At 74.1% G+C, this 14,273-nt stretch carries 13 protein-coding genes; 5 read left to right on the plus strand and 8 right to left on the minus strand.

Going from position 1 to position 14,273, the window contains the following annotated elements; all coding sequences use genetic code 11:
• The first annotated feature begins 4 nt into the window (after positions 1-4).
• Complete coding sequence (locus tag ACZ6O5_RS06555) at positions 5-604, plus strand: hypothetical protein (protein ID WP_465974895.1); 600 nt, start codon at positions 5-7, stop codon at positions 602-604.
• 11 nt (positions 605-615) lie between these two features.
• Here ACZ6O5_RS06555 and ACZ6O5_RS06560 read toward each other — a convergent pair whose 3' ends face one another.
• A complete protein-coding gene (locus ACZ6O5_RS06560) occupies positions 616-1,170 on the minus strand; it encodes a hypothetical protein (protein WP_465975052.1) in 555 nt (184 codons plus the stop codon).
• Positions 1,171-1,363: 193 nt separating this feature from the next.
• On the opposite strand from ACZ6O5_RS06560, the gene ACZ6O5_RS06565 reads away from it, so the two are divergent.
• Positions 1,364-3,913 (plus strand): FtsK/SpoIIIE domain-containing protein, encoded by a 2,550-nt coding sequence (locus ACZ6O5_RS06565; protein ID WP_465974897.1) that lies wholly within the window; start codon positions 1,364-1,366, stop codon positions 3,911-3,913.
• The gene (locus ACZ6O5_RS06570) at positions 3,910-4,611 is read left to right on the plus strand and encodes a hypothetical protein (RefSeq protein ID WP_465974899.1); all 702 of its coding nucleotides are present in this window, start codon (positions 3,910-3,912) and stop codon (positions 4,609-4,611) included. The genes ACZ6O5_RS06565 and ACZ6O5_RS06570 overlap by 4 nt, the downstream gene beginning before the upstream one ends.
• Before the next feature lie 52 nt (positions 4,612-4,663).
• On the opposite strand, the gene folE is transcribed toward ACZ6O5_RS06570, so the two are convergent.
• The 4 genes from folE to ACZ6O5_RS06590 form a co-directional block, all read right to left on the minus strand.
• The gene (gene folE, locus ACZ6O5_RS06575) at positions 4,664-5,281 is read right to left on the minus strand and encodes a GTP cyclohydrolase I FolE (protein ID WP_107159537.1); all 618 of its coding nucleotides are present in this window, start codon (positions 5,279-5,281) and stop codon (positions 4,664-4,666) included.
• 83 nt (positions 5,282-5,364) lie between these two features.
• Positions 5,365-7,371, minus strand: coding sequence for an ATP-dependent zinc metalloprotease FtsH (ftsH, locus tag ACZ6O5_RS06580; RefSeq protein ID WP_281934368.1), 2,007 nt, complete (start codon positions 7,369-7,371; stop codon positions 5,365-5,367).
• A 381-nt stretch (positions 7,372-7,752) separates the two neighbouring features.
• The gene (gene hpt / locus ACZ6O5_RS06585; RefSeq protein ID WP_281934365.1) at positions 7,753-8,328 is read right to left on the minus strand and encodes a hypoxanthine phosphoribosyltransferase; all 576 of its coding nucleotides are present in this window, start codon (positions 8,326-8,328) and stop codon (positions 7,753-7,755) included.
• 99 nt (positions 8,329-8,427) lie between these two features.
• On the minus strand, positions 8,428-8,565 hold the full coding sequence (locus tag ACZ6O5_RS06590; RefSeq protein WP_199199870.1) for a hypothetical protein: 138 nt from the start codon (positions 8,563-8,565) through the stop codon (positions 8,428-8,430).
• 150 nt (positions 8,566-8,715) lie between these two features.
• Between ACZ6O5_RS06590 and ACZ6O5_RS06595 the strand changes: the two genes are divergently transcribed.
• Positions 8,716-9,702 (plus strand): GlxA family transcriptional regulator, encoded by a 987-nt coding sequence (locus tag ACZ6O5_RS06595; protein WP_465974902.1) that lies wholly within the window; start codon positions 8,716-8,718, stop codon positions 9,700-9,702.
• Between the two features lie 41 nt (positions 9,703-9,743).
• Here ACZ6O5_RS06595 and tilS read toward each other — a convergent pair whose 3' ends face one another.
• The 3 genes from tilS to dacB all read right to left on the minus strand — a co-directional run bounded on the left by tilS (position 9,744) and on the right by dacB (position 13,407).
• Positions 9,744-10,736 carry a tRNA lysidine(34) synthetase TilS gene (tilS, locus tag ACZ6O5_RS06600; RefSeq protein WP_465974904.1) on the minus strand — a complete coding sequence of 331 codons (993 nt, stop codon included), beginning with the start codon at positions 10,734-10,736 and terminating at the stop codon, positions 9,744-9,746.
• 28 nt (positions 10,737-10,764) lie between these two features.
• Positions 10,765-11,832 carry a zinc-dependent metalloprotease gene (locus ACZ6O5_RS06605; RefSeq protein WP_405091538.1) on the minus strand — a complete coding sequence of 356 codons (1,068 nt, stop codon included), beginning with the start codon at positions 11,830-11,832 and terminating at the stop codon, positions 10,765-10,767.
• Positions 11,833-11,898: 66 nt separating this feature from the next.
• Positions 11,899-13,407, minus strand: a complete 1,509-nt coding sequence (gene dacB / locus ACZ6O5_RS06610; protein WP_465975054.1) for a D-alanyl-D-alanine carboxypeptidase/D-alanyl-D-alanine endopeptidase — start codon at positions 13,405-13,407, stop codon at positions 11,899-11,901.
• A 346-nt stretch (positions 13,408-13,753) separates the two neighbouring features.
• On the opposite strand from dacB, the gene ACZ6O5_RS06615 reads away from it, so the two are divergent.
• Entirely contained in the window at positions 13,754-14,260 is a 507-nt protein-coding gene (locus tag ACZ6O5_RS06615; protein WP_091070192.1) for an inorganic diphosphatase, read from the plus strand.
• Positions 14,261-14,273: the final 13 nt, after the last annotated feature.

A 14,273-nucleotide genomic window follows, 5' to 3' on the forward strand; every position in this document is an offset into this window, starting at 1 on the left:
CGCCATGAGCAATCCGCTGCCCGACCCGTTCGCGGACCGACCCGACTGGGCCCCCCTGCCGCCCCGTCCGATCGAGATCGTGCCCGCCACCGGCGGAACCGAGCTGCGCGGCCGCCGGGTGCTGGTCGGCCTGCCCGGCCTCGGCTGGCGCGGTGACCTGCGCGCCGACGAGCGGGTGGTGCAGGGCAGCCGCACCTACGTGCCCGTCATCCCGGAACACGAGTGGTACCGGGCCGAGTCCGAGCAGGTGGAGGTGTTCGCGCCGCTGGTGCCGGTGGAACGCGTCTGGGTGGAGACGGTCGGCGGACGGAGACCGCCGGCTGGTCCGGCCGAGGCGGGCATCCGGCTGGTCTCGCTGGACGCGCCCACCCGCCGGCCACCCACCCCGGTCTTCGAGACCGACGCGGTGGCCGGACGACGCGTGGTGCACGTCGATGGCGGCGCCGAGCGGCGTGACCTGCGGGCCGTCACCGAGACCTACTCCGGCGCGGACGGCGACATCTGCGTCCGGGTGGCACCCGAATTGGAGTGGTACCGCTGGGCCTGGCGCGGACAGGCGCCGACCACCCTGGAGGTGCCGGTCCACCTGCTCTGGCTGGAGTAGCCACAAGCAGATCAGAGACGCTTAGCCGCACAGATCCGCCAGTCGTCATGACGTTGAACCTCAAAACGCCAGCTCTGACGGTCGCTCTGCCTCAATCCGTCCACGAGGGCCGACATCACAAGATCAGCATGCACCTGTGCTTGGCCCCCGTTCTGCCGCACATCGAGGTTTTCCCAGCCCACGGAGATCGCAGTTCCGAACCGTTGCTCTCGCGCCACAAGATCGTCCCGGAGAGATCTCAGCTCACCTAAGTCGGCCCCGTCCTTGCAGACGAATTCGTCTGCCCTCGTCTCGTTGCGTTCGGCGAGAAAATATTGGACGAAATTGGCCACGACCACCTCAGGAGAGCTGCGGTCCGGGGCGGTGGCCCGGTCGTACAGCACGAAGCCGACCACCGCGCCGCCCGCGCAGAGCAACGCCACCACTCCCGCGACGACCGCGAGCACGGTGCGCAGCGGGCGCTTGGGACGGGCCGGAGCCGGCGCGGGCGCCGGGGGCGCCAACTGCTCCGGCGGGGTCCGCTGCGCCGGTACTCGGGAGACCTGGGAACCGGCGGGGGGCTGCACTGATTCCACCTCCTGAGGCTATCGGCTGCGGGCCGCGTACCCAATGCCTCAGAACTGGCGGATCGTGGCGAACCGCCGGGCGGACCTCGCCCGGCGACGGGGTGAGGCTGCTCACCGGCGCGCAGCTCACCGCGCCGATCGACATCCCGGTGGACGGCTCCCGGCTGGGTTACCGTCACAGCTCGGGGGGAAGATGTCGGCCTCGGGAAGAGAGGTGGACGTGGTGGCGACTCCGAAGGCGCGTGCCGGCCGGGCCGCCGCGCTGCACCGAAGGGCCGAGGCCGCGGCAACCGCGGCGGCCGGCATCCTCGACGAGATCCGGCCCGCGCCCGCCGACCATCACCGGCAGTACGAGCTGGCCGAGCGCCTGCGTGCGGCGGCCGAGCGGGCGGCGCCCGGCTGGGCCGGCGCTGCGTTGGAGTCGCTGGCACCGGTCACCCCACCCGGCGACGGTCCGCCGGCTTGGGTACGGGTCGGCAGCGCCGCGCCGCTCGACGACGCCCGCTTCCCGGCGCTGGTGCCGCTGCTCGGCAGCGGCCACCTGAGTGTCGACACCGACGCCACCGACCCGCGGGTGGCGGGGCTGCTCCGGGCGCTGCTGCTGCGTCTGTTCGCGGCGACGCCGGCGGGCGCGTTGCTGGCCCGGGTGGTCGACGGGGGCCCGGGTGACACGTTCGCGGGTTTCGCGGCACTGGCCGACGCCGGTCTGCTGCCGCCGCCCGTCACCGATCTGGCCGGGCTGGGTGCGGTGCTGGCCGAGGCGGAGCAGTGGGTGGCCGCCGGCACCGCCCGGCAGCGGGGCCACGACCGGACGCTGCTGCTCGTGGTGGCCGCCACGCCCGACGGCACCGCTCCGGCCGACGTGGACCGGCTCGCCGACCTGGCCGAGCGCGGTCCCCGGGCCGGGTTGCACCTGGTGGTCGCCGGCTGGTCGGCCGGCGTCCCGCTGCCCCGGGCCACGCCGCTCGCGGTGCGCACCGCGTACGCGCTTGTCGGTGACCCGCCGGCGGTCGGGTTCAGCGGCCCGGGCGTCGAGGCGCCCGGCGGGTTGAACTCGCCGGTGTTCCTGGACGACGATCCGCCGGCTGAACTGGTCGCGGAGGTGTGCCGGCGGCTGGCCCGGCAGATCGAGGACGGGTCGCGGCTGGCCCTGGCCGATCTGCTGCCGGCCGACGGGTTCTGGGCCGACGGGTCGGCCGACGGGCTCAGCACCACGGTCGGTGACGCGGCCGGGCGCCCGGTGAGTCTCGGGTTCACCGAGCTGACCCCGCACTGGCTGGTGAGCGGCCGGTCGCAGGCCGGGCGTTCGGCGTTCCTCACCGACACGCTGTTCGGGCTGGCCGCCCGGTACGGCCCGGACGAGCTGGAGTTCTACCTGGCCGACCTGGGCGACGGGGAGTCCTTCGTGGAGTTCCTCCAGACCGAGCGGGACCGTTCCTGGGTGCCGCAGGTCCGCGCCGCCGGGATGGCCGCCGACCGGGAGTACGTCGCGGACCTGTTCGGTGAGCTGGAGGCGGAGGCGCGCCGCCGTGAGGAGGCGTCCCGGCGGGCCGGCGGGCAGCGGTACGCCGAGCTGCGCCAGCACCAACCGCTGCCCCGGATCGTCTGTGTGATCGACAACTTCCCGCTGGTGCTGCGCGACGGGGACCGGCTCGCCACCGACCTGCTGGCCCGGTTGGACGCGTTGGCCCGGGTCGCCCGCGCGTACGGGATCCATCTGGTCCTGGCCGGCGAGGGTGACCTGGGCATCGGTGGGCCGCGCGATCCGCTGCTCGGCCAGTTCCCGGTGCGGGTGGCGCTGCCCGGCGGCTCGGCGGTGCTGGAGCCGGCGAACGACTCGGCGGCCGGCCTGCCGGTGGGCAGCGCGGTGGTGAACACGGCCGGGGGCTTGGGCGGCCCGCGTGGCGCGACCCGCGGCCACGAGCGGATGATCCGCTTCCCGGACCCGTACGGGGATCCGGACGTCCTCGCCGACCTACGACGGCGGCTGTGGTCGGCGCGGCCGGAGTCGGCGGTTCCGCCTGTGGTGTTCGCCGGCTACGCCCGCCCGCTGCTCGCCAACGATCCGCGGCACCGGGCCGCGCTGGCCGGGCGGGTGCATGCGCCGGCCGCGCTGCTCGGCCGCGCGGTGGACGTGCGGCGCACCACGGTGGCGGTGCCGCTCGGGCCGGTCGCGGGCCGGAACCTCGCGGTGCTGGGTGGGGACGAGGAGGCCGAGCGGCTGCTGGTCACCGCCGTGCGCAGCGCGGCGGCGGCGCACCCCGACGCCGGGCGGTTCGTGCTGGCGCCGCTGGCGAACGGGTCGGCCGAGCCGGCCGGCGTGCTGGCGGCCGAGCTGGCCGGGCGGCACCGGGTGGAGACGGTCGACGCCAGCGGGTTGCGCGCGGCCATCGAGGCGGACGAGCCGGGTTACCTGGTGGTGTTCGGGCTGGACGTGCCGGACGCCGCCGAGTTGCCGCCGGAGCTGCTGCGGTCGCTGCTGTTGGAGGGCCCGCCGGCCGGCCGGCACCTGCTCGGCTGGTGGCGTACCCCGGCGCCGCTGGCCGGGCTGCTCGGGCCCGGGGGCGAGGTGGACAAGCTCACCGCAGTGGCGGTCACCGACGTGCCGGGTGGGCGGCTGGAGCGACTCTTCGACCGGCCGGTGTGGTGGCATCCCCGGCCCGGTCGCGCGGTGCTGTGGGACGGCCCGGAGGAGCAGGGCATGGTCTTCGTGCCGTTCGGCGCCGGGGAGGCGGCCCGATGAGCGGGGCTTCGACGGCGGTTCCCGGGCCGCGCGTGGGTGATCCGACGGTGCCGGTGGACCAGGCCGAGTCGGCCTGGGCGGAGTACGTCGCGGCGGCGCGGCAGCTCGACGGCGTACGCCGGGCGGCGGCGACCGCCGCCGGGGAGCAGGCCCGGTCGGTGACGGCGGCCCGCGAGGAGCTGACCGGGGTACGCGAGCGGCTGGCCGCGCAGCAGTCCCGGCTGCGGGAGCTGGGCGTACCGGCGATCTCGCTGGCCCCGACGCCGCCGGAGGTGAGCGAGGCGGCCCGGTCGATGGCGGGTGGGCCGTCCGCCGTCCTGGCGGCGCTGCGGGCTGCCGGCGGCTGGGCGGACGCCGCGGACGACACGTTGGCCGCACACGGCCTGCCCCGGTTGGCCCGCTGGCCGGCCCGCCCGCGCAACCTGCTGGTGTACGGGCCGTTGGCGTTGGTGGTGCCGCTGTTGCAGCTCGTCCTCTACGCGGTCGCGGGTGCCGGGCCGGTGCCCGTGTTGGCACTGTTGGTGGGGCTGCCGCTGCCGGCGGTGGCGTTCATGCTGGGTTGGCTGGCGGTCGGGCGGGTGTTCCGTCCGCGCCCGACCGACCGGGTGGACCGGACGCCCCGGTTCGGCGCGCTGGTCTGCCTGGTCCCGGCCGTGCTCACCGCCGCCGGTCTGCTGCTGGCCATGCTGCCCGGCTGACCGGCCCCGGGGACGACCACGGCCGCGCCGGGAAGCGTGGATGCCGGTCGGGTCAGCGGTGCATGATCAGCGCCATCGCCTCGGCCCGCGACTTGGCGTCGTTCTGGAGGCCGCCCCGGACCGCCGAGGTGATGGTCTTGGCGCCGGACTTCTGGATGCCGCGCATCGCCATGCACATGTGCTCGCACTCGAGCACCACGATGACGCCGCGCGGGGCGAGGCTGGACATCAGCAGGTCGGCGATCTGCGACGTGAGCCGCTCCTGAACCTGCGGCCGGCGGGCGAACACCTCGACCAGTCGGGCCAGCTTGGACAGGCCGGTGATCCGGCCGTCCGGCCCGGGGATGTAGCCGATGTGCGCGCTGCCCCGGAACGGCAGCAGGTGGTGCTCGCACAGGCTCATCACGTCGATGTCCCGGACGAGCACCAGCTCCTCGTGGTTGGCCTCGAAGGTGGTGCGGAGCACCTGCGCCGGGTCGACGCGCAGGCCGGCGAAGAGTTCGGCGTACGCGCGGGCGACCCGGGCCGGTGTCTGCTGGAGGCCGTCCCGGTCCGGGTCCTCACCGACCGCGATGAGGATCTCCCGGACCGCCTTCTCGATCCGGCCCAGGTCGACGCTGTCCTCGACCGGGCCGCCGGTGAGCTTGCCGCTGATCAGGCGCGCGGCCACGTAGTCGAGCGCGTCGTCCCCGTCGGGCTCGGTCGCGGAAACGGCCGGCTCCCGGTGGGGGGAGCCGGCCGTCGGGTCGGTGCTCAGTGCGAACCGTCCGAGTTGTTGCTGGCGCCACCGACCGAGATGCCGTCGGCGGTGGCCTGCTTCTGCAGCGCGTCCTTCTCGGCCGGGGTGAGCACCGGCGGCTCGGTGGAGGGCAGGCGCTTGCCGAAGCCGTGATAGGGCGCCATCGGCGGGCGCTTGACCACCCGGGCGGCGATCCGCGCCATATCGGCGGTGGAGAGGGTCTCCTTCTCCATCAGCTCAAGGACCATGGTGTCCAGCACGTCCCGGTATTCCACCAGGATCTCCCAGGCCTCGTCGTGCGCCAGCTCGATCAGCGCGCGCATCTCGCTGTCGATCTCGGCGGCCACCGAGTCCGAGTAGTCCCGCTCGTGGCCCATGTTGCGGCCGAGGAACGGCTCGTCGCCGCTGGTGCCGTACTTGATCGCACCGAGCTTGGAGCTCATGCCGTACTGCGTGATCATCGCGCGGGCCAACTGGGTGGCCTTCTCGATGTCGTTGCCGGCGCCGGTGGTCGGCTCGTGGAACACGAGTTCCTCGGCCGCCCGGCCGCCCAGCGCGTACGCCAGGGTGTCGATCATCTCGGCCCGGGTCTGGGTGTACTTGTCCTCGGTGGGGAGGACAAGCGTGTGCCCCAGCGACCGGCCCCGGGACAGGATGGTCACCTTGTGCACCGGCGCGGCGTGCGGCAGCGCCCAGGCGACCAGCGCGTGCCCACCCTCGTGGTACGCGGTGATCTTCTTTTCCTGGTCGCTCATCACGCGGGTGCGACGCTGCGGGCCGGCGATCACCCGGTCGATCGACTCCTCGAGCGAGTCGTTGGAGATCGCCCGCTGCTCCTTGCGCGCGGTGAGCAGCGCGGACTCGTTGATCACGTTGGCCAGGTCGGCGCCGGAGAAGCCCGGGGTACGCCGGGCCACCGCGTCGAGGTCGACGTCGGGCGTGAACGGCTTGCCCTTGGCGTGCACCCGCAGGATGGCCTTGCGGCCCTCCATGTCGGGGGCGTCGACCGGGATCTGCCTGTCGAACCGGCCCGGGCGCAGCAGCGCCGGGTCGAGGATGTCCGGCCGGTTGGTGGCGGCGATCAGGATGACGCCGCCCTTGGTGTCGAAGCCGTCCATCTCGACCAGGAGCTGGTTGAGCGTCTGCTCCCGCTCGTCGTGGCCGCCGCCCATGCCGGCGCCACGGTGGCGGCCGACCGCGTCGATCTCGTCGACGAAGACGATCGCCGGCGCGTTCGACTTGGCCTGCTCGAACAGGTCACGGACCCGGCTGGCGCCGACACCGACGAACATCTCGACGAAGTCGGAGCCGGAGATGGAGTAGAAGGGCACGCCGGCCTCACCGGCCACGGCGCGGGCCAGCAGCGTCTTACCGGTACCGGGCGGGCCGAAGAGCAGCACGCCCTTCGGGATCTTGGCGCCCAGGGCCTGGTACTTCGCCGGGTTCTGCAGGAAGTCCTTGATCTCGTGCAGTTCCTCGACGGCCTCTTCCGCCCCGGCCACGTCCGCGAAGGTCGTCTTCGGCGTGTCCTTGGTGATCATCTTCGCCTTGGACTTGCCGAAGTTGAGCACCCGCGAGCCGCCGCCCTGCATCTGCGACATGAAGAACAGCAGCAGGAGCACGAGCAGCGCGATGGGGAGGAGATTGACCAGCAGGCTGACCCAGATGCTGTCCGACGACACCTTGGTGTCGACCGGGCCGGTGATCCGGTCCGCCGCCTCGGCCTCGCGGACCTGGTTCCAGACCTGGCCGCCGACCTCGTACGGGAACTGCGCCTCGATCTTGTCGGTGGTGGTGTCGTCGAACTTGGCCTTGTCCTTCAGGTCGAGCTGGAGCGTCTGCTCCTTGTCCTGGAAGACGACCTTCTCGATACCACCCTTGTTGAGCTGGTCGAGCGCGACGGACGTGTCCACCCGGTGGTAGCTCGGACCAGCGGTGAACAGTTGACTGAGCACAACGGCGCCGAGGATGACCAGGATGATCCAGACCACCGGTCGGCGGAAGAAACGCGTACGTTCCATGCTGTCGTCGGGCACCGAGGCGCCCGCATCCTCCTGATCGACGTCCTGACCGTCTGAATGGTGTCGCCGCCTCGGGCGGCGGCCGGGGCCGCCGTGCGGGCCGGCCCGACCCCCGGGGCGCGCGAACTGCCGCACCACGGTCACTCGACGGTACACCGTACGAGCGAGGTGTGAGCTTGCGAGCCCGGCACTTACGCGTACGGCGAACCAGGGTTTGAGCCGGCGTGGCGGGGAGCTCCGCACCCGACCGGCCCATGCCGCACGGTCACGCGGCTCGGAGGGTCGGGCGTGGAGAGTGCCTCCACGTCACCGGCCCCTACCGTAGACCGAAAGGCTGAGAGCCCGCTGAACGTCCGCTGACGAGCGGCTCGGCGGCGGCGCTCAGGCCCGCGCGTAGACCTCGGGCTTGAGCACCCCGACGTACGGCACCTCGCGGTAGCGCTCGCCGAAGTCGAGCCCGTAGCCGACCACGAACTCGGTCGGGATGTCGAAGCCGACGTACTTCACCGGCACCTGCACCTTGACCGCGTCCGGCTTGCGGAACAGGGCGACCACCTCGACGCTGGCCGCGGAGCGCGACTCCAGGTAACGCAGCAGCCAGGACAGGGTGAGGCCGGAGTCGACGATGTCCTCGACCACCACCACGTGCCGGCCGGCGATGTCCCGGTCCAGGTCCTTGAGGATGCGGACCACCCCGGACGAGGTGGTGCCCTGGCCGTACGACGAGACGGCCATGAACTCCAGCTCGGCGGGCGGGCCCTGGCGGCCCAACGCGCGGGCGAAGTCGGCCATGAACATGACCGCGCCCTTGAGCACGCAGACGAGCAGGAGACCGTCCTCGACGTGCGCGTAGTCCGCCGAGACCTGCTTGGCGAGTTCCGCGGTCTTCTCGCGGATCTGCGCCTCGGAGATGATCACGTGGTCGATGTCGGCGTCGTACCAGGAGCCGTCAGCCATGCTCCTAGCCTGCCGTACGCCGGATGGTCACCGTCGGCGGGGCCGCCCCTTTTGGCGCGGTCCCGCCGGGGATCTTCGGCGCGAACAGAACAATTCACCTCAGCAGGTACGGGAGCGCCAGCGCCGCCCGTCGTCGGTCGGCTTCCAGTCGGCCGAGTCGCGGGTGTCGGCGGTGAACCCGAGGGCGCTGGCGCCGGCCAGCAGGAGCAGGAACAGCAGGAGCAGCAGGACGGTCATGGCGGCGCTCGCTTTCGTATGGTTGGTTCGCTTTTCGCCGCCGGTGCGCACCGGACACCACCAAGTCTGCGACCCGCCGTCCGACCCGGACAGTGGCAGAAATGCCCGCGAGCATCGATTTCCTGCCACTCGCCGGGTTACCCTCGTCACATGTTGCGCTCGGTGGCGGTGCTGGCGATGGACCGGGTGGCCACGTTCGAGTTGGGCGTGTTCGCGGAGGTGTTCGGCACCGACCGCACCGACGACGGCTTCCCCGCCTACCGGTTCCAGGTCTGCTCGCCCGACGGCGGGGCGGTACGCACCTCGTCCGGGTTCCACCTCCAGCCGCACGCCGACCTGGCCCCGCTCGACGACGCGGACCTCGTCGCGGTCCCCGCGCACTTCAGCGGCCTCGCCGTGCCCGGCGAGGACGACCTGCGGGCCATCCCGCCCGCCGTGCCGGCGGCGCTGCGCCGGGCCGCCGCCCGCGGGGCGTACGTGTTGAGCGTCTGCTCGGGCGCGTTCGTGCTCGGCGCGGCCGGCCTGCTGGACGACCGGGAGTGCACCACCCACTGGCTCTACGTCGACGAGTTGCAGCGTCGCAATCCCCGGGCCCGGGTCCGCTGCAACTCGCTCTACGTCCAGGACGGCCGGCTGCTCACCAGCGCCGGCACGGCCGCCGGGATCGACGCCTGCCTGCACCTGGTCCGCCAGGAGCACGGCTCGGCGACCGCCACCCGGCTGGCCCGGCGGATGGTGGTCCCGCCGCACCGCGACGGCGGCCAAGCGCAGTACGTCGAGGCGCCGATCCCGAGGGCGCCGGAGGCGCCCACGCTCGAACCGGTGCTGGAGTGGCTGATGGGCCACCTCGACCGCGGCGTGACCGTGGACGAGCTGGCCGCCCGGGCCGGGATGGCCCCGCGTACGTTCGCCCGCCGGTTCCGCGCCGAGACCGGCACCACGCCGCACGACTGGCTGACCAACCAGCGGGTGCTGCTGGCCCGGCGGCTGCTGGAGGACACCCGACTCAGCGTGGAGAGCGTCGCCGACCGGGCCGGCTTCGGTGACGCGGCGGCGCTGCGGCACCACTTCACCCGCCGGGTCGGCACCACGCCGCACGCGTACCGGACCACGTTCCGCGAGCGCGCCGACGCGTGAGCCCCTGGTGTTGAGCGGGGGCCCCGCCTATGCAGAAGGCGTTAAGCGGGGGCCCCTCCTTGCACCAGGCGGGCGGCGTGCCGGTGCACCTGGTGGTTGCCGGGCAGGTGGACCGGGCCCTGGCCACGCCAGGCGGTGACCAGCGCGTCCAGCGCCGCCACGTGCCGGTGGGACAGCGCGGCCGGCGCGGCGCCCAGCTCCCGTGCCCAGGCGTGCAGCACCCGGGTGCGGACCGCCGCCGGCAACGCGGCCAGCCCGTCGACCGAGAGCCCGCCACCGGCCGCCCGGACGTCGGCGAGCGCGTCGCCGGCCAGCGCGTCGAGCGCGGCGGTGTCCGCCGCGAGCAGGCGCGCGGTCCGGGCCAGGTTCGCCACCACGCCCGGCCCGAGCGCGTCGACGAGCGCCGGCAACGCGTCGGCCCGGACCCGCGCCCGGGCGTACGCGGGATCGGTGTTGTGCGGGTCGGCCCACGCCGCCAGCCCGAGCGCGGCGCAGGCCGCCCGGGTGTCGGACCGGGGCACGTCGAGCAGCGGACGCAGCAGCGGCACCCCGTCCCGCTCGCGCCGCTCCGGCATCCCGGACAGGCCGCGTGGCCCGCCGCCCCGGGCCAGCGCGAGCAGCACGGTCTCCGCCTGGTCGTCCCGGGTGTGCCCGAGCAGCACCCCGGCCGCGTCGTGCCGCCGGGCGGCGGCGACAAGCGCCTCGTAGCGGGCCTCCCGGGCGGCTGCCTCGGGGCCGCCGTCGCGCCCGGCCACCCGTACCGCAACCACCTCGACCGGGTCGAACCCGGCCGCGCGGGCCCAGCCGGCGACCGCGGCGGCCCGCTCGGGCGAACCGGCCTGCAGGCCGTGGTCGACGGTCACCAGGCCGGCCGCGCGACCGAGCCGGGGCGCCACGAACGCGGTGGCCGCGGCGAGCGCCAGCGAGTCGGCCCCGCCGGAGCAGGCCACCAGCACCGGTCCGGACCCAGGCAGGTCGGTCAGCAGCCGGCGTACGGCGAGCCGCACGGCGGCCACTGACGGTGCCGGGCTCACCGGTGGCCGGAGAGCCGGCGCGGCTGGTTCAGCCGGCGGTCGGGGTGGCACCGGCCGGCCCGTGCACCCGGGACACCCAGGCGTCCGGGTCGCCCAGCTCGTCGAGCCGGGGCAGCGTGAGCGGAGAGGAGAAGATCTTGTTGAAGCCGGCCATGCCGACCCGGTCCACCACGCCGTGCACGAACTTCCGGCCCTCGGCGTACTGGCGCATCTTGACCTCGATGCCGAGCAGCCGGCGGATCGCCTTCTCCAGCGGGTTGCCGGACTCGCGGCGGCGGTTGAACGACGCCCGGATCGACCCGACGCTGGGGATGACCTGCGGGCCGACGCCGTCCATCACGAACTCGGCGTGCCCCTCCAGCAGCGTCATCAGCGCGGTCAGCCGGTCCAGCACGGCGCGCTGCGCCGGGGTCTGCACGATGTCGAGCACGCTGGCCCGGCTCTCCGGGTCCTTGACCGCGTCGGAGAGCGTGGCGACGCCACGGCGCAGGCGCTCCAGCAGGTGCTCGCCGCCCTGTGAGGCGTCCACGAACGCCTGCACCTCGCCCAGGAAGTAGGCCCGCATCCACGGCACGGCGGTGAACTGGGTGCGGTGGGTGACCTCGTGCAGGCACACCCAGAGCCGGAAGTCCCGCGGGTCGGCGCCGAGCTTCCGCTCCACCTCGACGATGTTCGGCGCCACCAGCAGCAGTTGGCCGGGGTCACCGGCGAAGACCTCGTACTGGCCGAGCACCCGGCCGGAGAGGTACGCCAGCACGGTGCCGGCCTGCACGCCTGTCACCCGGGAGCCGATCGCCTCGGTGAGCGCGCCCGGCCGCTTGTCCCCGGAGAGCCGTTCCACCAGCGGCGAGACGACCTCACGCAGCCCGGCGATGTTGGCCGCCGCCCAGTCGCGGCGGTCGACCACGCGGACCGGCGGGTGCGCCACCTGGGCCCGCAGGCCGGTGTAGTCGGCGACGTGCCCGGCGGCCTCCTCGGTCAGCCGGCGCAGGTCGCCGACCACGTCGGTGGCCTCGGCGTACGACACCCGGGGGCCCGACTTGCTCAGCGCCCCCGCGGTAGCGGCGGCCAGATCCCAGTCCACGAACTGCGCCATGAACCCACCGTACCCGCGCCGCGACACCCCCACCCGGGCTCGCCCGGACGGATCGACACCGGTCGGTCAGCGGCAGCCGCAGCCGGCCAACGCGGAGGTGATCCGGTCGAGCGCCTGCCGGGTCTCGTCGAGCGAGCCCGTCGTCCGGTCGGTGAGCACGGCGAACGTGAGCAGCCGGCCGTCGGCCGTGGTGACCGTGCCGGCGATGGCGTTCACCCCGGACAGCGTGCCGGTCTTGGCGCGCACCACGCCGGCGCCGGTCCGCGTCGCGGCCACCTGGTAACGCTCGTCGAGCGTGCCGGACCAGCCGCCGACCGGCAGGCCGCCGAAGATCGCGGCCAACTCGGGGTGACTTCCGTTGCCGGCGAGCGTGATCAGGTCGGTGAGCAGCGACGGGCTGATCCGGTTGGTGCGGGACAGCCCGCTGCCGTCGGCCAGGCTGATCTCACCGGCCGGCAGGCCGAGACCGCCGAGCACCTCGTCGGTGGCCGCCGCGCCGCCGACGAAGGACCCGGGCCGGCCCTTGGCCAGCGCCACCTGGCGGGCCATCGCCTCGGCGATCACGTTGTCGCTGTCGCTGATCATGATGTCGACCAGCCGGATCACCGGCAGGGACTCGACAGTGCCCAGTTCGGCGCCGGGCGCGGTGCCGGAGCCGCCGGCGGCCGGCGCGGTGCCCCGCGTCACCTGTGCGGCGCCCCCGCTGAGCCCGAGCAGCCTGGCGAACTGCCGGCCGGCGGTCAGGTCCGGCTGGGCAACCCGCTCGGCGGCGTGGTTGGTCTCCTCCGCGGTACGCCGGGCCTGCGCCGGGTCCTTCCGGGCGCCGTCGGTCATCAGCGCGGTGATCGCCGCGCCGAACCCGCCGGTGGGGATGTCGGCGTCCCAGCCGGGTTCGAAGACCGGGCCGCTGAACAGCGTCGCGTCCACGATGACCTTGGTCGGGGCGGTGCCACCGAGCGCGGTGCGCACCTGGGCGGCCAGGTCGTCCAGCCGGGCCGCACCCGGATAGAAGGCGTTCTTCCGGTCCACCGCGAGGGTCGGGTCACCGCCGCCGACCAGGACCACCTCGCCCGGGTTCGGGCCGGCCACCGCGCGGGTGGGGATCCGGTACGCGGGGCCGCGCGCGGCGAGCACCGCGACGCCGGTGGCGAGCTTGGTCACCGAGGCGGGCACCGTCGGCGCGTCCGCTTGCCTGCCGTAGAGCGCCTGGCCGGTGGTCACGTCCGCCACCGAGACGTTCACCCGGTCACCGAGTGCGGCGGCGCGCACCAGCGGGTCCAGCGCGGCGCGGAGCCCGGCCACGGTGGGCAGCGGGGCGTTGCCGTCCGGCCCGGCCAGCACCGCCGGCGGGTCGGGCTCGGGCGGTGCGGCGGTCGCGCCGGACGAGGTGCCCCCGCTGCCCAGCCAGCCGGCCACCGGGCCGGGGCGGAGCACCGCCAGCCCGGCCACGGCCAGGACCAGCACCAGCACGCCGGCCAGCGCCGCGACCAGCCGGCCGCGGCGGCGGCGCGGCGGGACCGGAGGCGGGGTGGGCGGGGGCGGCACGGTGCCGACCGGTGGGACCGGTGGGCTCACCGGCACCGGGGCCGGCCAGTTCCCGGCCGGCCGGCCGTCGGGGTGGGCCGCGCCGGTGGGCGGAGTCGTACGGTGGGTGAGGTTGGCGCCCGGCACGGACACCCGGCCGGTGGCGCCGGCCGGGCCGGAACCGGATCCGACGGACCGCCGCCCGTCAACCCCTCCGGGGCGGTAGTGTGAGTCTTCCCTCCCCACGGCCCCCTCCTCCCCGCTCGAAATCACCTTGGGTGACACTACTTCGGTCCGAACACTATGCGGCGGCCGGAGCCGGCGGGGGCGTTCTCCCGTGCGGGCGGCGAGCCGGTGGTTCCGTTAGCCAGCGTGGGCAAACGAGGGAGCGTGGGAGATGGATTTCGACGTCACGGTTGAGATCCCGAAGGGTCACCGCAACAAGTACGAGGTGGACCACGCGACCGGCCGGATCCGGCTGGACCGCACCCTCTTCACCTCCACGCAGTACCCCGCCGACTACGGCTTCATCGAGGGCACCCTGGGCGAGGACGGCGACCCGCTGGACGCGCTCGTGCTGGTGCCCGAACCCACCTTCCCGGGCTGCCTGATCCGCTGCCGCACCATCGGCATGTTCCGGATGACGGACGAGAAGGGCGGCGACGACAAGGTCCTCTGCGTCCCCTACGAGGACCCGCGCCAGGAGCACCTGCGCGACATCCACCACCTGGGCGAGTTCGACCGGCTGGAGATCCAGCACTTCTTCGAGGTCTACAAGGACCTGGAGCCGGGCAAGTCGGTCGAGGGCGCGACCTGGGTCGGCCGGGTCGAGGCGGAGGCGGAGATCGTGAACTCGTACCGCCGGGCCAAGGAGGCCGCGGAGCGCGGCGAGACGCTGCACTGACGGCGAGACTTCC

The sequence above is a fragment of the Micromonospora sp. NPDC049201 genome, assembly GCF_055586805.1.